This window comes from Stenotrophomonas sp. PS02297 (assembly GCF_029959705.1).
Taxonomy (GTDB): Bacteria; Pseudomonadota; Gammaproteobacteria; order Xanthomonadales; family Xanthomonadaceae; genus Stenotrophomonas; species Stenotrophomonas nitritireducens.
Map to the genome: position 1 here is coordinate 1 of NZ_JASCOS010000036.1, position 21922 is coordinate 21922.

General features: G+C 71.3%; 20 protein-coding genes. 7 read left to right on the forward strand and 13 right to left on the reverse strand.

The window, feature by feature from the left end:
• Positions 1-159: 159 nt before the first annotated feature.
• Positions 160-1551, reverse strand: a complete 1392-nt coding sequence (locus QMX80_RS09255; protein ID WP_282276630.1) for a glutamine synthetase family protein — start codon at positions 1549-1551, stop codon at positions 160-162.
• A gap of 177 nt (positions 1552-1728) precedes the next feature.
• On the opposite strand from QMX80_RS09255, the gene QMX80_RS09260 reads away from it, so the two are divergent.
• Positions 1729-3030 (forward strand): FAD-binding oxidoreductase, encoded by a 1302-nt coding sequence (locus QMX80_RS09260; RefSeq protein WP_282276631.1) that lies wholly within the window; start codon positions 1729-1731, stop codon positions 3028-3030.
• Between the two features lie 27 nt (positions 3031-3057).
• Here the strand turns inward: QMX80_RS09260 and QMX80_RS09265 are convergent, their stop codons facing one another.
• From QMX80_RS09265 to QMX80_RS09290, 6 genes are all read right to left on the reverse strand, one after another.
• Complete coding sequence (locus tag QMX80_RS09265) at positions 3058-4323, reverse strand: TolC family protein (protein ID WP_282276632.1); 1266 nt, start codon at positions 4321-4323, stop codon at positions 3058-3060.
• Entirely contained in the window at positions 4320-4622 is a 303-nt protein-coding gene (locus QMX80_RS09270; protein WP_055770084.1) for a DUF3240 family protein, read from the reverse strand. The genes QMX80_RS09265 and QMX80_RS09270 overlap by 4 nt, the downstream gene beginning before the upstream one ends.
• Positions 4622-7681 carry a CusA/CzcA family heavy metal efflux RND transporter gene (locus QMX80_RS09275; RefSeq protein ID WP_282276634.1) on the reverse strand — a complete coding sequence of 1020 codons (3060 nt, stop codon included), beginning with the start codon at positions 7679-7681 and terminating at the stop codon, positions 4622-4624. Before QMX80_RS09275 ends, QMX80_RS09270 begins: the two co-directional genes overlap by 1 nt.
• A gap of 4 nt (positions 7682-7685) precedes the next feature.
• Entirely contained in the window at positions 7686-8678 is a 993-nt protein-coding gene (locus tag QMX80_RS09280) for an efflux RND transporter periplasmic adaptor subunit (protein ID WP_282276635.1), read from the reverse strand.
• Positions 8679-9055: 377 nt separating this feature from the next.
• Positions 9056-10456, reverse strand: a complete 1401-nt coding sequence (locus tag QMX80_RS09285; protein WP_282276636.1) for a histidine kinase dimerization/phospho-acceptor domain-containing protein — start codon at positions 10454-10456, stop codon at positions 9056-9058.
• On the reverse strand, positions 10443-11108 hold the full coding sequence (locus tag QMX80_RS09290) for a response regulator transcription factor (protein ID WP_282276638.1): 666 nt from the start codon (positions 11106-11108) through the stop codon (positions 10443-10445). Before QMX80_RS09290 ends, QMX80_RS09285 begins: the two co-directional genes overlap by 14 nt.
• Positions 11109-11265: 157 nt before the next feature.
• Here QMX80_RS09290 and QMX80_RS09295 point away from each other — a divergent pair, with 157 nt between their 5' ends.
• Positions 11266-12576, forward strand: coding sequence for a diguanylate cyclase (locus QMX80_RS09295; protein WP_055770099.1), 1311 nt, complete (start codon positions 11266-11268; stop codon positions 12574-12576).
• A gap of 89 nt (positions 12577-12665) precedes the next feature.
• Positions 12666-13127, forward strand: a complete 462-nt coding sequence (locus QMX80_RS09300) for a bacteriohemerythrin (protein WP_055770103.1) — start codon at positions 12666-12668, stop codon at positions 13125-13127.
• A gap of 147 nt (positions 13128-13274) precedes the next feature.
• On the opposite strand, the gene QMX80_RS09305 is transcribed toward QMX80_RS09300, so the two are convergent.
• Positions 13275-14564, reverse strand: coding sequence for an MFS transporter (locus QMX80_RS09305; protein WP_282276642.1), 1290 nt, complete (start codon positions 14562-14564; stop codon positions 13275-13277).
• Positions 14565-14658: 94 nt separating this feature from the next.
• A complete protein-coding gene (locus tag QMX80_RS09310; protein WP_055770109.1) occupies positions 14659-15036 on the reverse strand; it encodes a YajD family HNH nuclease in 378 nt (125 codons plus the stop codon).
• 274 nt (positions 15037-15310) lie between these two features.
• Between QMX80_RS09310 and QMX80_RS09315 the strand changes: the two genes are divergently transcribed.
• Entirely contained in the window at positions 15311-15745 is a 435-nt protein-coding gene (locus QMX80_RS09315; RefSeq protein ID WP_282276645.1) for a PepSY domain-containing protein, read from the forward strand.
• A gap of 105 nt (positions 15746-15850) precedes the next feature.
• Here the strand turns inward: QMX80_RS09315 and dapA are convergent, their stop codons facing one another.
• The 3 genes from dapA to QMX80_RS09330 form a co-directional block, all read right to left on the reverse strand.
• A complete protein-coding gene (dapA, locus tag QMX80_RS09320; protein ID WP_055770112.1) occupies positions 15851-16750 on the reverse strand; it encodes a 4-hydroxy-tetrahydrodipicolinate synthase in 900 nt (299 codons plus the stop codon).
• Positions 16751-17109: 359 nt separating this feature from the next.
• The gene (locus QMX80_RS09325; protein ID WP_055770115.1) at positions 17110-17463 is read right to left on the reverse strand and encodes a GlpM family protein; all 354 of its coding nucleotides are present in this window, start codon (positions 17461-17463) and stop codon (positions 17110-17112) included.
• A 51-nt stretch (positions 17464-17514) separates the two neighbouring features.
• Positions 17515-17874 (reverse strand): DUF1304 domain-containing protein, encoded by a 360-nt coding sequence (locus QMX80_RS09330; protein ID WP_282276660.1) that lies wholly within the window; start codon positions 17872-17874, stop codon positions 17515-17517.
• A gap of 121 nt (positions 17875-17995) precedes the next feature.
• On the opposite strand from QMX80_RS09330, the gene QMX80_RS09335 reads away from it, so the two are divergent.
• From QMX80_RS09335 to QMX80_RS09345, 3 genes are all read left to right on the forward strand, one after another.
• The gene (locus tag QMX80_RS09335) at positions 17996-18856 is read left to right on the forward strand and encodes a plasmid replication/partition related protein (protein WP_282276648.1); all 861 of its coding nucleotides are present in this window, start codon (positions 17996-17998) and stop codon (positions 18854-18856) included.
• Positions 18857-19122: 266 nt separating this feature from the next.
• Complete coding sequence (locus QMX80_RS09340) at positions 19123-20196, forward strand: DUF5671 domain-containing protein (protein WP_282276649.1); 1074 nt, start codon at positions 19123-19125, stop codon at positions 20194-20196.
• Positions 20197-20200: 4 nt separating this feature from the next.
• Complete coding sequence (locus QMX80_RS09345) at positions 20201-21484, forward strand: DUF445 family protein (RefSeq protein ID WP_055770123.1); 1284 nt, start codon at positions 20201-20203, stop codon at positions 21482-21484.
• A gap of 45 nt (positions 21485-21529) precedes the next feature.
• On the opposite strand, the gene QMX80_RS09350 is transcribed toward QMX80_RS09345, so the two are convergent.
• Positions 21530-21877 (reverse strand): RidA family protein, encoded by a 348-nt coding sequence (locus QMX80_RS09350; RefSeq protein WP_282276651.1) that lies wholly within the window; start codon positions 21875-21877, stop codon positions 21530-21532.
• Positions 21878-21922: the final 45 nt, after the last annotated feature.

Sequence of the window (21922 nt, forward strand, 5' to 3'; positions counted from 1 at the left end):
CACCGCCCGGCGCGGGCTTTACCGGGAACGCGCCAGCGGGGCGTCGCCCCGCTCTACAGGTGCATGGCCACGGTGCTGCTGTAGCGCCGGGCAACGCCCGGCGGGGCTTGGCCGGGGGAGGCTCCAGCGGGGTGTTGCCCCGCTCCACCAGCCCGTCCGTCAGACGTTGAGCAGCAGGAACTCCCGTTCCCAGGAGCTGATGACGCGGAAGAAGGTCTCGTATTCCTTGCGCTTGACCGAGACATAGGCACGGCAGAAGCGACGGCCGAGCAGCTCCTGCAGCGGCTCGCACCTTTCCAGCCCGTCCAGCGCCTCGCCCAGCGAGCGCGGCAGCGCGTAGCCGGGTGCCTTGGCGTTGCCGGCGACCGGCGCGGTCGGGGTGAGCTTCTCGCGGATGCCGAGCAGGCCGCAGGCCAGGGTCGCGGCCATCGCCAGGTAGGGATTGGCGTCCGAGCCGGCGAAGCGGCTTTCCACGCGGCTGTTTTCCAGGCTGTCGATGGGCACGCGCAGGCCGCAGGTGCGGTTGTCGAAGCCCCATTCCACGTTGCTCGGCGAGACCTCGCCGAATACCAGCCGGCGATAGGAGTTCACGTTCGGCGCGAAGAACGCCATCGCCATCGGCACGTATTTCTGCAGCCCGCCCAGATACTGCATGAACAGCGCGCTGTACTCGCCCTCGCCCTCGCCGGCGAACACATTGACCCCGTCGCTGGTGCGCAGCAGGCTCTGGTGGATGTGCATGGCGCTGCCCGGCTCGGTCTCCATCGGCTTGGCCAGGAAGGTCGCGTACACGCCATGGCGCAGCGCGGCCTCGCGCATGGTGCGCTTGAACAGGAACACCTGGTCAGCCAGCGCCATGGCGTCGGCATGGGTGAAGTTCACTTCCAGCTGCGCCGCGCCGGATTCGTGGATCAGGGTGTCCACGTCCAGCTTCATCGCGTCGCAGTAGTCGTACATCAGGTCGAGGATGGGGTCGAACTCGTTGACCGCGTCGATCGAGTAGGACTGGCGCGCGGTTTCCGGGCGGCCGGAGCGGCCGGCCGGCGGCAGCAGCGGGAAATCCGGGTCGGTGTTCTTCTGTACCAGGAAGAACTCCACCTCCGGCGCCACGATCGGCTTCAGCCCCAGCTCGTCGTAGGCGGCCAGCACCCGCCGCAGCACGTTGCGCGGCGCCAGCTCGTGCGGCTGCCCGCTGCGCGTGTAGCAGTCGTGGATGACCTGCGCGGTGGGGTCGGTCGCCCACGGCACCATGCGCACGGTGTCCGGGTCCGGGCGCAGCACCATGTCCGAATCGGCCGGCGCCACCAGCTCGTAGTAGTCGTCCGGCGAATCGCCGGTGACGGTGGTGGCGAAGATGCCCTCGGGCAGGCGCGTGCCGTAATCGTGCGAGAACTTGTCGGCCGGGATGATCTTGCCGCGCGCATTGCCGGTGATGTCCGGCACCAGGCATTCGACCTCGGTGATGTTGCGCTGCTTGAGCCAGCGCAGCAGGGTGCTGTCTTCCTGCACGGTGGCAGGCTTGCGGGGACGCGAACGGGGGCGGGAGCTCATGGCGGTTCTGCTTCGGTTGCATGACAGGCGCCAGCCACCGGCCGATGCCCTGCCCCGGTGGAGTGGCGTGCAGGCACGCTACTGCCGCCCCGGCGTTTAGGCAACCGGCGCCGCCGCGCCGCGATCATGCCGATGCTGCGTCCGGGCACGTAGACTGCACTGCCCCCGCCTGCTTCGATGCGCCTGATGCCCTTGGACGCCCCCCGGCCCGACTATCCGCCCAGCTGGTACGCGGCCAGCCTGCCGCCGGTCGCGCCGCGGGCACCGTTGCGCGGGCGCGCGGTCGCGGACGTGGCGGTGCTGGGCGCCGGTTACACCGGGCTGACCGCCGCCCTCGCGCTGGCCGAGAAAGGCTACCGGGTGACGGTGCTGGAGGCCGGGCGCGTCGGCTGGGGCGCCTCCGGCCGCAATGGCGGGCAGGCGCTGGTCGGCTATGGCTGCGACCAGCGCACCCTGGAATCCCTGCTCGGCGAGCCCGATGCGCGGCTGCTGTTCGAGTTCTCGCGCGATGGCCTGCGCAGGCTCAAGCAGCGCATCGCCCGCTACGGCATCGACTGCGACTGGCGCGACGGCCACGCCAGCGTGCCGATCCGCGCCCGCCAGGAGCGCGCGCTGCGCGCGGACATGGAAACCCTGGCACGGCGTTACGACCACCCGCTGCAATGGTGGGACCGCGCGCAGCTGCGGCAGGTGCTGGGCAGCGACCGCTACCGCGGCGCGCTGTACGACCCGGCCAGCGGCCACCTGCATCCATTGGCCTATGCGCAGGGGCTGGCGCGCGCGGCCGAGGCGGCCGGCGCCACCTTGCACGAACATTCGCCGGTGCTGCGCCTGGAACGCGGCGCGCGCCCCGCACTGCATACTGCGCAGGGCCGGGTCGAGGCCGACTTCGTGGTGCTGGCCGGCAACGCCTGGCTGCAGGGCATCGCGCCGGAACTGGAAACGCGGATGATGCCGGTCGGCACCTACATCGGCGCCACCGCCCCGCTCGGCGCCGAGCGCGCGCGCGGCCTGATCCGCAACGACATGGCGGTGGCCGACGTGAACTGGGCGCTGGACTACTTCCGCCTCAGCCGCGACCACCGCCTGCTGTTCGGGGGCCAGGCCAGCTATTCGGCGCTGCCGCCGCCCGGCCTGCGCGGGGCGATGACCCGGCGCATGCGCGCGGTGTTCCCGCAGCTGGCCGACGTGGAGCTGGACTACGTGTGGGGCGGCTACATCGACATCACCCGCAACCGCGCCCCGCACTGGGGCCGGCTCACCCCCAACGTCTATTTCGCGCAGGGTTTCTCCGGCCACGGCGTGGCCAGCACCGGCCTGGCCGGCGACGTCATCGCCGAGGCCATCGCCGGGCAGGCGCAGCGGCTGGACGTGTTCGAGCGCATCCCCCACCACCGCTTCCCCGGCGGCGCGGCGCTGCGTCGCCCGCTGCTGGTGGCGGCGATGTCCTGGTACAAGCTGCGCGACCTGCTGTGGTGAGCGGCCTCTCCGCTGCCGCCGCTGCCGTCAGGCGCCGCCCTCGTCGCCGTCGTGCCACAGCTCATGCGCATCCACGCGGATGAGCAGGGCCGCCTCCAGGGCGTCGGCGCGGGCATCGGACTCGGCCAGGGCGCTTTCCTGCTCCTGCCGCTGGGCGGCGACCAGTTCGGCGATGCCCGCCTCGCCCAGGGCATAAGCGCGCCGCGTCCTGGCGGTGCTGGCGCGCACCGCCTCCAGCGCGCGCTGGCTGTCGCGCCACAGCCGGTACGCGGCATCGGCATGGCGCACGGTCTGCTCGGCTTCGCGGCGGATCGTGCGCCGCATGCCTTCGGCCAGCGCACTGCCGGCGTCGGCGCTGGCGCGCTGCGCATCGGCGCCGGCCGAACGCAGGGCGCCCCCGAACGGGATGCTGACCACGACCCCCAGCGAGCGTTCCTCGCCGCCGCGCTCGTCCAGCCAGCGCAGGCCGACGCTCGGATCCGGACGGCGGTCGGCGCGGGCGCGCAGGGCGGCGCGGTCCAGCCGCTCGGCCTCGCGCTCGGCGGCGCCGATCTCATGGCTGCGGCCGATGATGCGGTCGATATGCAGTTGCGCGTCCTCGCCATCCGGCAGCGGCTCCGGCAGTGCCGGCGCGTGTCCCGGCAGCGGGATCTGCGGGAACGTCGCGGCCAGGGCGATGCGCGCATCCTCGCGCCGCGCCGCGGCAGCCGTCACCTGCGCCTGCGCCTGCGCCGATGCGGCCTGTGCGCTGTCCAGATCGCGCAGGGCGGCATCGCCGGCGCGCACCCGGCGCTGGATCGCGTCGCGGTCGCGCAGCACCAGCTCATGCTGCGCCTGCGCCCGCGCCAACCCGCCTTCGGCGCGCAGCCATTCCATCCATTGCGCCAACAGCAGGCGCGCGGCCTGATGCTCGGCGTCGGCCAGTTGCAGATCGGCGACCTCGCTGCCGAGCCGGCCGATCTCGCGGTCCAGCCGCGCCTTGCCGGGCCAGCGCACGCCCCGGGTGAGCTGGCCTTCGTATTCGCGGAAATCCGGACCGTTGCGCATGCGTCGCTGCTGCGACATCAGGCTCAGGACCGGCTCGTGCGGGCCGGCCGCCAGCCCGCGCGCCTCGGCCCCGGCGCGCAGGGCGCCGGCAGTGGCCGCCTGCACGTCCGGATGCGCGGCGATGGCGCGCAGGACCAGCGTTTCGGGCGGCAGATAGCCGGCGTCGGCGGTGGCGGCGAACGCGGCGCCGGGGACGACGGCACGGCAGGCCAGCGCGAGCGCCAGCGGCAACGACAGGCGCTTCATGCCAGCCTCCCGAAACGCTCGACGATCTCGCTCCACCAGACCACGTCCGGGCTGGGCAGGCGCTGGCGCAGGCCGTCCAGCACCGTGTCCACGCGCTCGGCGGGCAACACCAGCCACGCCATGTCGCGGGCCACGCGGCCGCGCACGCGTTCGCCGCTGCTGGCCTTGTCGAAGCTGCTGCCATGGCCTTCGCCGCGCAGCGTGGTGAAACCCGGCAGGTCGGGCATGTCCAGCAGCGCGGCGATCACCGCGTCCTCCAGCACAGGGGGAAAAACCAGGTTCAGGCGACGCAGTTCCATCAACGGGCTCCGAAGCGGCGGAACAGGACCGGCAGCAGCAACAGGGTCAGCGCGGTCGAACTGAGCAGGCCGCCGATCACCACGATCGCCAGCGGACGCTGGATCTCCGAACCGGGGCCACTGGCGAACAGCAGCGGCACCAGGCCGAAGGCGGTGATGCTGGCGGTCATCAGCACCGGCCGCAGCCGCCGCCGCGCGCCCTCGCGCACCACGGCCGGCATCGCCATGCCGGTGGCGGCGAGCTGGTTGAAGTGCACGACCAGCACCAGTCCGTTCAGCACCGCGATGCCGAGCAGGGCGATGAAGCCGATCGATGCGGGCACCGACAGGTACTGTCCGGTCAGCCACAGCGCAAGCACGCCGCCGACCATCGCGAACGGCACGTTGCCCAGCACCAGCAGCGCCTGCCGCATCGAGCCGAAGGTGGAGAACAGGACCAGGAAGATCAGGCCGATGGCCGCCGGAACGACCATGCCCAGGCGCGCGGCGGCGCGCTGCTGGTTCTCGAACTGCCCTCCCCATACGATGCGGTAGCCTTCCGGCAGCGGCACTTCCCGCGCCACGCTGGCGCGCGCCTCGTCGACGAAGCCGACCAGGTCGCGGCCATCGACATTGGCCTGCACCAGGGCGAAGCGCGAACCGTTCTCGCGGCGCACGGTCACCGGCCCGGTGCTGCGCTCGATCTGCGCCAGGGCCGCCAGCGGCACCTCGCCGGCGCCATCGCCACGGGCCAGCAACAGGCGCTGGAAGCGCGCCGGGTCCTCGCGCACGCCGCCGTCGCCGCGCACCAGCACGGGGATGCGGCGGTCCGCGGCGATCACGGTACCGGCTGGCAGGCCCTCGATCTGCGCGCGCAGTTCGTCCTGCACGTCGGCCACGGCCAGGCCGGCGCGGCCGGCCGCCTGTGCATCGATCCGCAGGCGCAGGTATTCCACGCCCTCGCCGGCCTGGGCCAGCACGTCCTGCGCGCCGGTGATGCCTTCCAGCACCTGCGCGATGCGGGCGCCGAGCTGGTTGACGGTGGACAGGTCCGGCCCGAACACCTTGACCGCCACGTCGCCGCGGCTGCCGGTGAGCATCTCGCTGACCCGCATTTCGATGGGCTGGGTGAAGCCGTAGTCGATGCCGGGGAAGTCCTCCAGCACGGTGCGTATCTGCTCGGCCAGCCACTGCTTGTCCGGCCTGCGCCACTGCGATTTCGGCTTGAGCTCCAGGAATACATCGCTCTCGTTCAGGCCCATCGGGTCCAGGCCGAGTTCATCCGAACCCAACCGCGCGACCACGTGCTCGATTTCCGGCACCCGCGCCTTCAGCGCCCGCTCCACCGCCAGGTCCTGCCCGATGCTGCTGTCGATGCCGATGGACGGCAGCTTGGCCAGCTGCACCAGCAGGTCGCCCTCGTCCATGGTCGGCAGGAAGGTCTTGCCGACGCCGAACCATGCCGCCATGCCCAGCAGCAGGGCGGCGGCCGCACCGGCCACGACGCGGCGCGGGTGCGCAAGCGCGCCGTCGAGCAGCGGCGTGTACAGGCCGTCTAGCCTGCGCATCAGCCACGGCTCGGCGTGGGCGCGTTCGCGCAGCAGCAGCGAGGCCAGCACCGGGATCACCGTCAACGACAACAGCAGCGAGCCGGCCAGCGCGAAGACGATCGTCAGCGCCACCGGGCCGAACAGCTTGCCTTCGAGCCCCTCAAGGGTCAGCAGCGGCAGGAACACCAGGCAGATGATGACGATGCCCGAGGCCACCGGCACGGCCACCTCGCGCACCGCGGCGAACACCCGGTGCGGCCGCGGCAGGCGCGCGCCGGGAGCCCCGGGGTCGAGCCGGCTGACCGTGTTCTCCACCACCACCACCGCCGCGTCGACCAGCATGCCGATGGCGATGGCCAGTCCGCCCAGGCTCATCAGGTTCGCGCTCATGCCGGACACGCGCATCATCAGGAAGGTCAGCAGCGCGGCGAACGGCAGGGTCAGCGCCACCACCAGCGCCGCGCGCAGTTCGCCCAGGAACAGCAGCAGCAGCACGACCACCAGTACGGTGGCTTCGATCAGCGCCCTGGTGACGGTGCCGACGGCGCGGTCGATCAGGGCACTGCGGTCGTAGAACGGCTCCACCCGCACGCCGGCCGGCAGTTGCGGCGCGAGTTCGGCCAGCCGCGCGCGCACCGCCTGCACCACCGCGCCGGCGTTGGCGCCGCGCAGGCCGACCACGATGCCCTGCACCGCTTCGCCCTCGCCGTCGCGGGTGACCGCGCCATAGCGGGTCAGGCCGGCGGCGCGCACCTGCGCCACGTCGCCAATCCGCAGCGGGATGCCATCGCGCACGCGCAGCACGATGCGGCGCAGGTCCTCGAGGGTATGCACCGCGCCCTCGGCACGGACCACCAGCGCCTCCTCGCCGTCGCCGAGACGGCCCGAGCCGTCGTTGCGGTTGTTGCGTTCCAGCGCGTCGGCCAGGTCGCGGAAGTGCAGCCCCGCGGCGGACAACGCGGCACGGTCCGGCACCACGACATAGCTGGTCACTTCGCCGCCGAGCGCATTGACGTCGGCCACGCCGGGGATCGTGCGTAGCGCCGGGCGGATCACCCAGTCCAGCAGCGCGCGGCGTTCGGCCAGTTCCAGGTCGCCGCCTTCGATGGTGAACATGAAAAGATCGGACAGCGGCGTGGCGATCGGCGCCAGGCCGCCGCCGACGCCGGTCGGCAGCTCGACGTTGCCAAAGCGCTCGGCGACCTGTTGGCGCGCCCAGTAGATGTCGGTGCCTTCGGCGAAATCCAGGGTGATGTCGGCGATGGCGTACTTGGCGGTGGAGCGCAGCATCGTGCCGTTGGGCAAGCCGAGCAGTTCCAGCTCCAGCGGCGCGACGACGCGGCTTTCCACTTCTTCCGGGGTCATGCCCGGCGCCTTGAGGATCAGCTTGACCTGCGCCGGCGCGATGTCCGGGTAGGCATCCACCGGCAGTTCCAGGAATGCCAGCGCACCGGCCAGCGCCAGCCCCGCCGCGGCCACCAGCACCAGCACCCGCTGGGTCAGCGAGAATTCGACCACGCGTCCGAGCATCGGCCTACTCCCCCGCCGCCAGCAGCGCCTTCAGCGCGCTGGTGCCGGCCACCGCCACCGCCGCACCGGCCGCCAGCGGCGCGCGCACCACCACCTGCGCGGCCGATTCGCCCAGTACCTCGACGCTGACGACCCGATAGCCTTCCGGCGTCACGGCGAACACCACGCTGTCGCGCCCCACCCGCGCCAGTGCGCCGCGCGGCAGCGCCAGTGCGTCCTTCGGCGCAGGCAGTTCCAAAGTCACCGCCACCGGTTGGCCCGGCACCAGCGCGGCGCTGGCCTCGAAACGCGCGCGCACCGGCACGGTCTGGCTGGCCGCATCCACGGCCCCGCCCACCGCGGTGATCCGGCCCTGTGCGCCGGTCCCGTCGATGCGCACCGCCTGCCCGGCGGCCAGCCGCGCGCGCGATGCGGCAGGCGCCCGGATGGCGACGTCCAGCTGCGTAGTGTCGGCCACCACGAACGCGGCGGCCATCGCGTCCAGCGCCTGCCCCGGCGCCACCCTGCGTTCCAGCACGCGCCCGGCCAACGGCGCACGCAGCTCATATTCGCCCGGCAGCCCTCCCTTCGCCGCGGGCGCCAGCGCCAGTGCCCGCGCCAACTGCGCCTGCGAGGCACCGGCCTGTTCCTGCAGAGCACGGCTGCTCTCGGCGCGTGTGGCGGGCACGATGCCCTCGGCCAGCAATTCCGCGTCGCGCTGCGCCTGCCGCGCCGTCAGGCGCGCCTGGCTGGCCGCGCGCCCGGCGTCGGCTTCGAGCATCATCCGCTCGCGGCTCTGCACCCGCGCCAATGGCGCTCCCGCGGCGACCTCGCTGCCCTCCACCGCGAGCACGCGGGTGACCGTGCCGGCATAGGGCGCGGTCACCACCGCGCTGCGCTCCAGCGCCGGCTCCACCGTCGCCGGCAGGTGTTCGAGCGGTATGCCGGTGGCCGCGACCGCCGCCGCGTCGCGCACGCCCAGCGCGCGCGCCTGTTCGGCCGGCAGGCGGATCGCCATGGGGGCGGCGCCGGCCGCCGCGCAGCTGGCCGCGAGCAGGACCAGGCCGAATGGCAGCACCGGAAGGAAACGGGAACGGCAGGGCATCGGTCGACCTCGGCGCGGGAAAATCAGAACTGGCCGGGAGTCTGCCGGGCGAGGCTTTGGAAACGCTTAAGGCGCTCAACTGCGAAGCAGTCGCGTTCGCACACGCACCTGCAATGCCGGCGATGACTCGCCACGCAGGCGCATCGATGGTGCCGGGCCCTGCGCGCGGCACCGCCCGGCCGGCGGCCGCATGGACCTCCTTTCCGCAGGGAACCCGGCAGAGGCGGCAGGAATCATGGTGCGCGGGTTCCTCCCGGACCGCCCGCGCGATGCCGCGCCGCCGGCCGGCGCTACGCTCCGCGCAGCGCGGGGAATGGCCCCAGGCGCGCGACGAGTTCGCCCGCCACGAGCTGGAACCGCAGTTCAAGCCCGAGCACCCGCGCCAGCGTCCGCGCCAAGGCCAGGCCCAGCCCGCCATGCGCATCCGGCGCATGCTCCGGGCGCTTGCGCCAGAAGCGCTCGCCGAGCCGCGCCAGGTCCGGCGCCGCCAGGTCCGGCGCCGGGTTGCGGATCTCGATCCACGCGCCATCCGCCCCGGACACTACTCCGGTGGCGACGCGCCCGTCCGCCGGCGCGTACTCGACCGCGTTCTGCAGCAGGTTGGCGACAATGCGCTCGAGCAGGAGCGCATCGCTGGAGGTCCACCATTCCGGCATGCCTTCGCGCTGGATGCCCGGCGCGCGCGCGGACGCTGCGCGGCCCAGCGCCTGCAGCTGTTGCTCGAGCAGCGCGCGCAGCTCCAGCGGTTCGGGTTGCGGTTCGGCCTGGCCGGATTCGTAGCGCGCCAGCGCGAGCAGGCCGTCGACGCTGCGCTGCATCCGCTCCACGGCCGCCAGCGATATCGCCAGCGCCGCGGCCGCACGGCCGGCGTCACCGCCGCGCAGCGCCAGTTCGGTACTGGTGCGGATCTCGGCCAGCGGCGTGCGCAGCTCGTGGGCGACGTCGCGCGCGAACCGGCGCTCGCGTTCCAGTGCGTCGTAGAGACGTCCGAACGCACGGTCCAGCGCCGCGGCCAGCGGTGCCAGTTCCGATGGCAGCGCCGCATCGAGCAGCGGCACCTGCGCCGTTTCCGGCGACAGCGCCGCCACCCGCGTGCCCAGCCGCAGCAGCGGGCGCAACCCGCGGTTGACCACGACGATCGCCAGCGCCGCCGCGCCCAGCGCGGCCAGCAGGCTCACCAGCAACAGCGACAGGTGGATGCGGCGCTCCAGCATGTCCACGTCGGTGCGCTCGATGGCGACGGTGAGGACGGCCGCGCGCGGATCGCCGGCATGGCCCGGCACCACGCGCTGCGCCACCGCTCGGCCGCGATGGCCGTCCGGCAGGGTCAGGTCGTAATACAGCGGCGCATCCGCCGGTGCCTGCGGCGGGCCCGCCAGCGCCTGTTCGCCGCTGGACGAGGAGCGCGCCAGCACCGCGCCCTGCCGGTCCCAGATCGTGTAGAAGTCGGTATGACCGTGCTCACGGAATTCCGGCATCAGCGCATCCACCGGCGTACCGCTGGCCAGCAGCGCGCCGACCGCGCGCGCGCGGTCGAGCAGCTGTGCGTCCAGCCGTGCGTAGAGATGGTGGTCGAGCATCTGGTCCAGCAGCAGGAACATCACCACCAGCAGGCTGCCAAGCCCACCGACCAGGGCGACGATCAGGCGCCGCCGTATCGACTTCAGCCAGCCGCGCTCAAGCGACCACATAGCCGAATCCGCGCCGCGTCTCGATCAGGCCGTCCACACCGGCGCGGGCGAGCTTGCCGCGCAGGGTGCTGACCAGCACCTCGATGACCTTGTCCGACGCCGTGCTGCTGCCGGCGTACAGCCGCTCGAACAGCCCGTTGCGCGTATGCACGCGCCCGCGCTCGCGCAGCAGCAGTTCCAGCAGCGCGTACTCCTTGGGCGACAGTGCGATCGCACCGCCAGGCCCGCTCGCCAGGCAGGTGGCGGTATCCACGGTGAGCGCACCGGCGCCGAGCCGTGGCGAGGCATCGTCGAAACGGCGCCGCGCCAGCGCCTTCAGCCGCGCCAGCAGTTCGTCGAAAGAGAACGGCTTGACCAGGTAGTCGTCGGCGCCACGGTTGAGCGCCTCGACGCGGTCGGCGACCTGGTCGCGCGCCGACAGCACCAGCACCCGCGCGACGCGGCGCTCGCGGCGCAGTTCGTCCAGCACCCCCAGGCCGTCGATGCCCGGCAGCGCCAGGTCCAGCACCACCAGGTCGTAGTCGTAATGGGCCAGGAATCCCAGCGCCTGGTGGCCATCGGCGGCCGCATCGACCGCATGGCCCTCCGCGGCCAGGGCGATGGCCAGGCTCTCGCGCAGGGCGGTGGAATCTTCGACGAGCAGCAACCGCATGTGGCAGACGACATCACTGGGGACTGCGGCATGATGCCCTGCCCGCCGCGGCAATGCACCGCCGCGCTGTCATCGCGCCGATGCCGGGATCGGGCTAAAGTCCGCCGCGCACCGGCCGTTAACCGGATGCGACGACCCGCCTCCGGATCTCCGCCCCATGACAGTGTCGCCGCCGGCCGGCTTCGACAGCCGACCGATCGCCCCCCTGCCCCAGCGCATCCTGCTGGTCGAGAACTCGCGCACCTTCACCACGATGCTGCGCGAGGCCATCGAACAGCGCCTGGAGCTGCCGGTCAGCGTGGCCTCTTCGCTGGCCGAGGCCGGCGCCCTGCTGGACGCCAACGACGACTGGTTCCTGGTGCTGACCGGGCTGGTGCTGGCCGATGGCGACCGCGACGACGTGGTGGCGTACTTCGTCGAGCGCGGGCTGCCGACCATCGTGGTCAGCAGCGTCTATGACGAAGACCTGCGCAAGCGCGTGCTGCAACAGGACATCATCGACTACGTGCTGAAGAACACGCCCGGCAGCCTGGACTACCTGGTCTGGCTGGTGCAGCGTCTGGACCGCAACCGCCGCATCTCCGCGCTGGTGGTGGACGATTCGCCCTCGGCGCGCGGCTACGCCGCCTCGCTGCTGGGCATGTACGGCTACCGTGTCGCGCAGGCCGCCGACGGCCATGCCGCGCTGCAGGCGCTGGAAGCCGACCCGGCGATCCGCCTGGCCATCGTCGACCAGGAAATGCCGGGCATGGACGGCGTCGAGCTGACCCGGCGCCTGCGCGCCCTGCGCGCGCGCGACAAGGTCGCGGTGATCGGCATTTCCGGCAACTCCGACCCGTCGCTGATCCCGCGCTTCCTCAAGAACGGCGCCAACGACTTCCTGCGCAAGCCCTTCTCGCGCGAGGAGTTCTTCTGCCGCGTCTCGCAGAACGTGGACCAGCTGGAGCTGATCGGCACCCTGCAGGATCTGGCGACCCGCGATTTCCTCACCGGCCTGCCCAACCGCCGCAGTTTCCTGGAGCAGAGCCAGCGCCGGCTCGAGCAACATACCGCCGATGCCGGCGGCGTCGCGGTGGCGATGGTCGACATCGACCACTTCAAGCACATCAACGACAGCCTCGGCCACGAGGCCGGCGACCAGGCGCTGCGCGCCGTGGCCGCGGTGCTGCTTGCGCATACCCCGGCACAGGACCTGAGCGCCCGCTTCGGCGGCGAGGAATTCTGCCTGCTGGTCACCGCGCCGGACGAGGACGCCTGCACGCGGCACTTCGAACAGCTGCGCGCGGCGGTCGCCGCGCTCGAGCTGAGCCTGGGCGGCAACATCCTGCGCATGACCGTGAGCATCGGCGTATGCCGCATGCCGGCCCGCAGCAGCACCCTGCACGCGCTGATCGCCGAGGCCGACCGCCAGCTCTACCTGGCCAAGGCCGGCGGCCGCAACCGCGTGCACAGCGTTACCCTCGACTGAACCGCGGGCCGGCTTTGATCCAGATCAACGCGGTGCGCCATCGCCATCCCTAGAGTGCGCCCCGACAGCACTCATCTGGAGAAACGGCGTTGGCACTTCTGGTCTGGCAGGACGATCTCAACACGGGCGTGGAGGTCATCGACCGCCAGCACATGCGCATCGTGGAGATGCTCAATCACCTGCACGTGACCCAGAAGAGCCTGGAGCGGGTCGCCGTCGGCGAGGTGATCGACGAGCTGATCGACTACACCCTGTCGCACTTCGCCTTCGAGGAAGAACTGATGGAGGAGGCCGGCTACCCGTTCTGCGCCGCGCACAAGCGCGTGCACGAGGTGTTCATCAAGCGCGTTTCCGAATACCGGATGCGCTTCGAGGCCGGCGAGGACATCACCGACGAGCTGCGCAACATGCTCTCGCGCTGGCTGTTCAACCACATCCGCGGCGACGACAAGGCCTACGCCGAACAGGTCAAGCGCCACCTCAACAAGTTCGCCCGCGAACACGAGGAAGGCGGCTGGCTCGGGCGCACGCTCAAGCGCCTGTTCCGCTGACCGCGGCGCGGTCCGGCCTGCGCCCCGCGGCGCATACAGGAAAGCGATGCAGCAGAAAATCGCCGGGAACGGCGTCCGGCACCCGGCCATAGGTGCCGGCGGCTGCCATGGACGGCGGCCATCTCCCGACCCGCGCTGGGCGCGTCGTCAACCCCGCGCCGCGCTGCGGCCCTGGATCGCCCACAGCGCCAGCGCGGTGACCAGGGCGGTGACGCACAGATAGCCGCCGACCGCGCCGACGCCGAACTTCCCCGCCAGCCAGGTCGCCGCGTAGGGCGCCGGCGCGGCGCCCAGGATGCCGGCCAGGTTGAACGACAGCGAGGCGCCGGTATAGCGCACCTGCACCGGATACAGGCCGGCCAGCATGGTGCCGCAGGGCCCATAGGTCAGACCCATCAGGAACAGCCCCAGCGACAGGAAACCCAGCACCTGCCAGGGATGGGCTGCCTGGAACAGCGGCTTGAACAGCAGGCCGAACACGAAGATCGCCAGCGTCGCCAGCAGCATCGTACGGATCGTGCCGTGGCGGTCGCCGTGCATCGCCGCCAGCGGGATGCCGGCAGCGAAGAACAGGATGCCGACCATCTGCAGCAGCAGGAACTGTTCGCGCGTGTAGCCCAGCGCCGAGGTGCCGTAGCCCAGGGTGAACACCGTCATCAGGTAGAACAGCACGAAGGTCGCGAACGCGGCCAGCGTACCGGCCAGCAGTGCGAAGCCATGGCCGGCGATCACCTCGCGCATCGGCAGGCGCACCCGCTGCCCACCTTCCACCGCGCGGCGGAAGTCCGGGGTCTCATGGATGTTCAGGCGTACCCACAGGCCGACGATCACCAGCAGCGCGCTGGCCAGGAAGGGCACGCGCCAGCCCCAGGCCTGGAACGCCGCGTCGTCCATCAGCCGGCCCAGCAGCAGGAAGATCCCGGCCGACATAAGGAAACCCAGCGGCGCGCCCAGCTGCGGGAACATGCCGTACCAGGCGCGCTTGCCGGGCGGCGCGTTCTCGGTGGCCAGCAGCACCGCCCCGCCCCATTCGCCGCCCAGGCCCAGGCCCTGGCCGAAGCGGCACAGCGCCAGCAGCGCCGGCGCCAGCAAGCCGATGTCGGCGTAGGTGGGCAGCAGGCCGATCGCCACCGTGGACAGGCCCATGGTCAGCAGCGCCGCCACCAGCGTGGCCTTGCGGCCGATGCGGTCACCGTAATGGCCGAACAGCGCCGAACCTACCGGCCGCGCGATGAAGGCCACGGCGAAGGTCGCCAGCGACTGCAGCAGCGCCGCATTGGCGCTGCTCTCGGGAAAGAACAGCTTCGGGAACACCAGCACCGCGGCGGTGGCGTAGATGTAGAAATCGAAGAATTCGATGGTGGTGCCGACCAGGCTGGCGGCGAGCACGCGGCGCGGGGAGTTGGCGGTGGGTACGCAGGGGCGGGAAGGCGCCATCGGATGAGCCCGGGGAAGTTGGCGACGATTCTGGCACGGCGCCAGCGCATGGCCCGGATTGGTTGCAGCCGCCACCAGACCGCAGTGCCGGACGCTAATCGCGCTTGAGCAGTGACCGCAAGCCAGCGAAGGGATGGGCGGTCGCCGCTACATGCCGGTCCTCGGCGTCGGCTGCCGCCACCCCGGTGTAGTCGCCATGGCGTGAATGCTCGTTGTCGTGGCAATACAGGCAGAGCAGCTCCCAGTTGCTGCCGTCGGGCGGATTGAAATCGTGGTCGTGATTGCGGTGGTGCACGGTCAGTTCGGACAGGTTGGCCCGGGTGAATTCGCGGGCGCAGCGCCCGCATACCCACGGATACATCTTCAGCGCCCGCTCCCGGTAGCCGTGCCCGCGCTGCTCGGCATCGCGCCGGGCCTGCGCCACGACGCGGTCCAGCGCGGCGTTGTCGGGGATGGAGGGTCTGGATGACATGTTGCCTCTGCCGGGAACGGAGCCGATGCGCTGGACTGTAGCGCCTGCCGACGACGGCAACCAGCTGGCCGGATCGACGCTCCTGCGCCTGGCGTTCACCCCGCTTCGACGGGCAACAGACGCCGGGATAACGGCGTTTTCCCTTGCCGCCCACGTCGGTTAACCGTACCGGAGCGCAGCGCCGCGCATCGGCGCCGGTTCACGGCGGCGTACAGGAAAACCCCGCTACGTTCCGGCTGCGTGCAGAACGCGCCGATACGACAGGAGCAGCCCCATGAACAATCGACCGCTACCTACCGCCCTCTTCGCCGCCGCCCTGGCCTTGGCCTGCGCCGGTGCCGCCCAGGCGCAGGAGGCGCTGACCGCGCCGCAGGTGCGCGCGCAGCTGGAGGCGCAGGGCTATACCAAGGTGAAGGACCTGGAATTCGAAGACGGCATGTGGAAGGCCGATGCGACCAGCGCCGACGGCAAGCGCGTGGATGTCCGCATGGATCCGCGTACCGGCAGCGTGTATCCGGACAAGGCGGTTTCGCAGCTGGGCGAGGCCGACATCCGCGCCCGGCTGTCCACGGCCGGCTACAGCGGCGTGCACGACGTGAAGCTCGACGACGGCCTGTGGAAGGCCAAGGGCAGGACCGCCGGGGGCGAGAAGGTGAAAGTACGCCTGGACCCGACGACCGGCGACGTGATCGCGCTGGAAAAGGACTGAGCCCCGCGGCGAGGATGCCGGCCGCATGACGACGGGCCGGCGCCCTCCGGACCCGGGCCGGGCGACGGGACCGGTCCGGGCTTCTTCATCGGGATACGCCGGCGGTCAGGCCAGCAGCCCGGCTGCGCGCAGCGCCGCCTCCACCTTGGGCTGGTTGCCGGATTCCAGTTCTGTCATCGGCAGGCGCAGGGTGCCGCCGCACAGCCCCAGGCGCTGCATCGCCCACTTCACCGGAATGGGATTGGCCTCGACGAACAGTTGTCTGTGCAGCGGCAGCAGGCGCTGCTGGATCGCCATCGCCGCCTGCACCTGGCCGGCCAGCGCGGCCACGCATAGTTCATGCATCAGACGCGGGGCGACGTTGGCGGCGACGCTCACGTTGCCATGGCCGCCGCACAACATCAGCGCCACCGCGGTGGCGTCGTCGCCCGAATACACCGCGAACCCTTCCGGCACCTCGCGGATCAGCCACTGCGCGCGCTCCAGGTTGCCGGTGGCCTCCTTGATGCCGATCACGCCCGGCACCTGCGCCAGGCGCAGTACCGTTTCGTGCTGCAGGTCGGCCACGCTGCGGCCGGGCACGTTGTAGAGCACGATCGGCAGGTCGCCGGTGGCCTCGGCGATCGCCCTGAAATGGCGGTACTGCCCTTCCTGCCCCGGCTTGTTGTAGTACGGCACCACCTGCAGCTGGCTGTCGGCGCCGACCCCGCGCGCATACTGCGCCAGCGCGATGGCCTCGGCGGTGGAGTTGCCGCCGCAGCCGGCCATCACCGGCACCCGGCCGGCAGCCTGCTCCACGGCCACGCGGATGATCTCGCAGTGTTCCTCCACGTTCACCGTCGGCGATTCGCCGGTGGTGCCGACCACGCCGATGCAGTCCGTGCCCTCGGCCACATGCCAGTCGACCAGCCGGCGCAGCGCCGGGTAGTCCACGCTGCCGTCTTCGTGCATGGGCGTGACGAGCGCGACGATGCTGCCGCGGAGGGGGACGTGGGAGGAAGTCATCGCGGTATCCGGAAGGCGTTGGGGAGGGGGGAAACCCCGATTCTAATCGGGAAGATGCGCACGCTGCCCTGCACGCGCGGCCATACGCCAGCGATGGTTTCAGCCCGAACGAAAACGCGTTCCGCCAGGCGGCGACATCACGCCGCGGCGCAGTCCACGCAGGGTTGCTTGCCGGGCGTTCCCGGCCGCTCGGTGAAGGTGCGGGGGTCGCCGGGATACGCGGATCTGGCCCGTGCCGCCCGGATGTCGCCGTCGAGCCGCGCGGTTTCCGCGGATGCGAGGCCCGGCGCAAGCGCTGCCGGAAGCATGACCGCATGCCCTCGCTTCATGGCGTCCCCGTGCTTCGTTCCGCCGTCCGCTCAGCCCCCCGCCGAAGGATGCAGCCGCCCCCACAGCACGATCATCCCCAGCGCCATCAGCACCCATGCCGCCGTCGCCACGCCCAGCGTCACCGCCAGGGGCCAGCGCACGCTGCCGAAATAGACCGCGACCAGGTAGCCGGCATAGGGAAAGAGCGACCACAACCCGAACAGCGCCGTCTTCTGCAGGTCGGCGCCGGAGCGCTCCGTGCCCACGATGTAATGGGCGATCAGCGCGAAGGTGGGAAACAGCGGCACCAGGCCGGCGATGAAAAAACTCTTCGACCTCGCCAGCAGGGCGATCAGCAGCACGGCCAGCGCGCCCAGCAGCGATTTCAGGAACAGGGGAATCATCAGGTCGCCTATGGGGTCTTGCGGGATGCGGACTTCACGCCCCGGCGCTGCCTAGCGGGCCCACAGGAGCAGCGCCAGCGCGACGGCGGCCGGCAGTGCCTGCACGAACAATATCTTGCGACTGGCGGTGGCGGCGCCATAGACGCCGGCAACCAGGACGCAGGCCAGGAAGAACATCCGCATGGCGTATCCGGCCGGGCCCAGGACCAGGCCATAGACCAGGCCGGCGGCCAGGAAGCCGTTGTAGAGCCCCTGGTTCGCCGCCAGCACCTTCGTCTGCTCGGCGAACTCCCGGGTCAGGCCGAAGGCCCTGCGTCCGGCCGACCTTGTCCACAGGAACATCTCCAGCACAAGGATGTAGACATGGATCAGCGCGACCAGGGCGGTTGCGATATCGGCAATGAGCAGCATGATCGCCTCGTCCAGTCGCGGCAGGCGAGCATGATCGACTTCCCGCAGGCCGGCAAGCGCGGCGGCCGTGCCGTCCTCCGCCTCACTTACAATGCCGCCCCCACGTTTCACCGGCATGCGCATGGACATCATCGTCAACGAAGAACTCAAGGCCTACATCGATCCGCTGACTGCCGACGAGCACGACGCGCTGGAGCGCAGCCTGCTGGCCGAAGGCTGCCGCGACGCGCTGGTGCTGTGGGGCAACGTACTGATCGACGGCCACAACCGCTACGGCATCTGCATGAAGCACGGCCTGCCCTTCAACACCGTGCAGAACACCCGCTTCCAGTCGATGGAGGATGTGCACCTGTGGATGATCGAGCAGCACCTGGGCCGGCGCAGCGTGTCCGATTTCCAGCGCGGCGTGCTGGCGCTGCGCAAGCGTGCGATCGTCGAGGCGCGCCACCGCGCCGAACAAGAGCAGCTGCGCCGCGAAAGCGAGGGCGAAGCGGCGCTGTCCGCCGCGCCGGACGATGCCGACGCCGATACCCCGCCGTGGGAACCGGCGCCGAAGCTGTCCAAGGCGGAAATCGCCCGCGAGGCCAAGCTCAGCGCCAGCCAGGTGAGCCTGATCGAGAAGATCAGCGCGCATGCCGCGCAGGAAGTGATCGAGGCGGTGAAGGCCGGCGATATCTCGCTCAGCGCCGCCGCGGTGGTCGCCAGCCTGCCCGAAGAGGAACAGCGCGCTGCCGCCCAGGGTGGCAAGAGCGAACTGAAGGAAGCAGCCAAGCGCGTGCGCGAGTCGCGGCGCAGGCCCAAGGCTGCCGCCGACTCCATGGCCGCCGACGCGCCGCAGGACGCCCCTGCACAGGCCGCCGTCGATACCGGCGAGGTGGAAGCCCTGCGCCAGCGCGTGGCCTCGCTGACCGCCGAGAACCAGGCGCTGCGCATGGAGCTGGACGCGCTGCGCGCGCGGATGGCCACCGCAACGGAAGCCTGACGCCCCGCACAGCGCCCTGCGGGTGCGCGGCTCGCGCCCGCGCATCCCGTGACCGGCACAACAGGGGGCCTGGCCGGTGCAGGCTGTGCCGGGAAAGTCCGGCATCTGCCGCCTGATCCTCGTGCCGGAACGGCGCCAGTAGCGACCTGAGCAGTTCCTGCGAATCCGGTCGCGGCTGGCGTCGCTTCTGCAGGTCTCCTCCTCGCGGGAATTGCGCTACCGCCGACAAGCCGTTCACCATGCGTCCGTCCCCACAGGAGCCCGCCATGGCCTCGGCATCCCCTGAACTGGAGCAGTTCGTCCGCGACGCACTGATGCGCGGCCACAGCCGCGAACAGGTGCAGCAGGCCCTGTTGGCCGCCGGCTGGAGCGCCGAGCAGATACGCGGCGTGCTCGATGGCTGGGCCGACGTGGAGTTCGCCCTGCCGGTGCCGCGCCCACGCGCTTCGCTGTCCGCGCGCGAGGCTTTTCTCTACCTGCTGCTGTTCAGCGCGCTGTATTTCTTCGCCTGGAACCTCGGCAGCCTGCTGTTCGCCCTGCTGGAACATGCCCTGCCCGACCCGGCCGATCCGCAATGGCAGGTGCTGCGCTTGACCGGCTCGATCCGCTGGTCGATCTCGGCGCTGGTCATCGCCTTCCCGGTGTTCGCCTTCCTCTCCCGCCACCTCGCCCACGATGTGGCGCGCAACCCGATCAAGCGCCTGTCGCCGATCCGCCGCTGGCTGACCTACCTGACCCTGTTCGTCGCGGCCGCCGTGCTGATCGGCGACCTGACCACGCTGGTGTTCAACCTGCTCGGCGGCGAACTGAGCCTGCGTTTCGTGCTCAAGGTGGCGGTGGTGGCGGCGATCGCCGGCACCGTGTTCGGCCATTACCTGCACGATCTCCGCCGCGAGGAAGTGGCCGGCACCGGGCAGACCGCCACCGGCCGCCGCGTACTGTGGGCCACCGGCATCGTCACCGCACTGGCCATCGCCGCCGGCATCTGGGTGATCGACTCGCCGATGCGGCAGCGGCTGCTGCGGCTGGACGGCGCCCGCATCGAGGACATGCAGACGCTGGATTCCGCCGTCAGGCTCTGGTGGGAGGAACACAAGGCGCTGCCCGCCGACTTCGGCACGCTGGCCGCGCAGCCGGGCGTCAACCTGCCGCGCCACGACCCGGCCGGCGGGAAGGACTACCGCTACCGCCCGCTCGACGCCACGCATTACGAACTGTGCGCCGACTTCGCCACCGACAGCGGCGAACGCAGCGCCCGCTGGCGCCTGCCGGCTGCCGGGCAATGGGTGCACCCGGCCGGTCCGCACTGCTTCCGCCGCGGCGCGGGCGACAAGGACTGAGGGCATGGCCGCGGCCGATCCGCGCCGCGCGCAGCTGCGCCGGCTCAAGCTTTACGCGCTGGCGATGCTGCTGGCGATGCTGGCCGGCTTCGTCGTCAGCCACCTCAATGGCGAGCGCGGCATCTGGGCGTGGGTGGGCGCGTTCTGCGAGGCGGCCACGGTCGGCGCGCTGGCCGACTGGTTCGCGGTGGTGGCGCTGTTCCGCCGCCCGCTCAACCTGCCCATCCCGCATACCGCGATCATCCCGCGCAACAAGGCGCGCATCGCCGACAGCCTGGCGGTGTTCGTGCGCGACCATTTCCTCGAGCCCGAAGCGCTGCTGGCCAGGCTGAAGGTATTCGACCCGGCCACCCGCCTGGGCCAGTGGCTGGCGCAGCCGCAGCAGGCGCGGATGCTGGCCGGCATGGCGCGCGGCTGGGCGCTGCAGGCGCTGGACCTGCTGGACGAGGCCGCCGTGCGCCGCACCATCCAGGGCTTCGTGGTCGAGCAGCTGCGGCAGTGGAACGCCGCGGCCACCGCCGGCGACCTGCTCGGCCTGCTCACCGCCGACGACCGCCACCAGCGCGTGCTCGACGAGGGCCTGACCCGCGTCGCCGGCTGGCTCGACAGCGAGACCGTGCGCCAGCGCGCCTCGGCGCTGATCGTGCGCTACATCCGCAAGGAATGGCCGAAGCTGGCCAGCACCGTGGACTGGGTCAAGCCCATCGACGAGATCGGCGACTCGCTGGCCGACCGCCTGGCCCGCGCCGGGCTGGACGAACTGCAGGCCATCCTCTCCCAGCCCGCGCACCCGCTGCGCCAGGACTACGCGCGCTGGCTGGGCGGCTATATGCAGCGGCTGCGCGAGGATCCCGCGCTGGCCGCGCGGGTGGACGCGCTCAAGCAGCAGGCGATCGCCCATCCCGCCTTACAGGACTACGTGCAGGGGCTGTGGCAGCGCATCCAGCGCCAGCTGCGCGCCGATCTCGCACGCGAGGATTCGGTGTTGGCCGGCCACCTGGAACGCAACCTGGGCAAGCTCGGCGCCGCCATCGGCCGCGACCCGGCCCTGCGCGACGCGCTCAACCAGCACATGCTGGCCGGCGCGGAGAAACTCACCACGCGCCTGCGCAGCGGCGTGACCGCGCATATCGCGCAGACGGTGAAGGGCTGGGACGAGCGCAAGCTGGTCGAACAGCTGGAACTGAGCGTGGGCCGCGACCTGCAGTACATCCGCTTCAACGGCACCCTGGTCGGCGGCCTGATCGGCCTGCTGCTGCACGCGCTGACCGGCTGGCTGCGGTTCTGAACGGAAGGGGGAGGCCTGCTCCCCCCTTCCGCCGTCTTGTGGCGCTTACGGCACCGCCGCGGTGACGACGATCTCGATCTTCCACGCCGGGTTGGCGAGCCTGGCCTGCACGGTGGCGCGCGCCGGCGTGGCGCCTTCGGGCACCCACTTGTCCCAGGCCTGGTTCATGCCGGCGAAATCCGTGATGTCGGCCAGGAAGATCTCCGCGCGCAGGATGTGGCTCTTGTCGGTCGGCGCCAGCCGCAGCAGGTCGTCGATGGCCTGCAGCACCTGCTCGGTCTGGCCGACGATGTCGGCGCTGGTGTCTTCCGGCACCTGTCCGGCCAGATAGGCCACGCCGTGGTGGATGGTCATTTCCGACATGCGCGGACCGGTATCGAAACGCTCGATCATGGGTATTTCCCGTGGGTGGATGTGCCGCCCATTGTGCCCGCAACC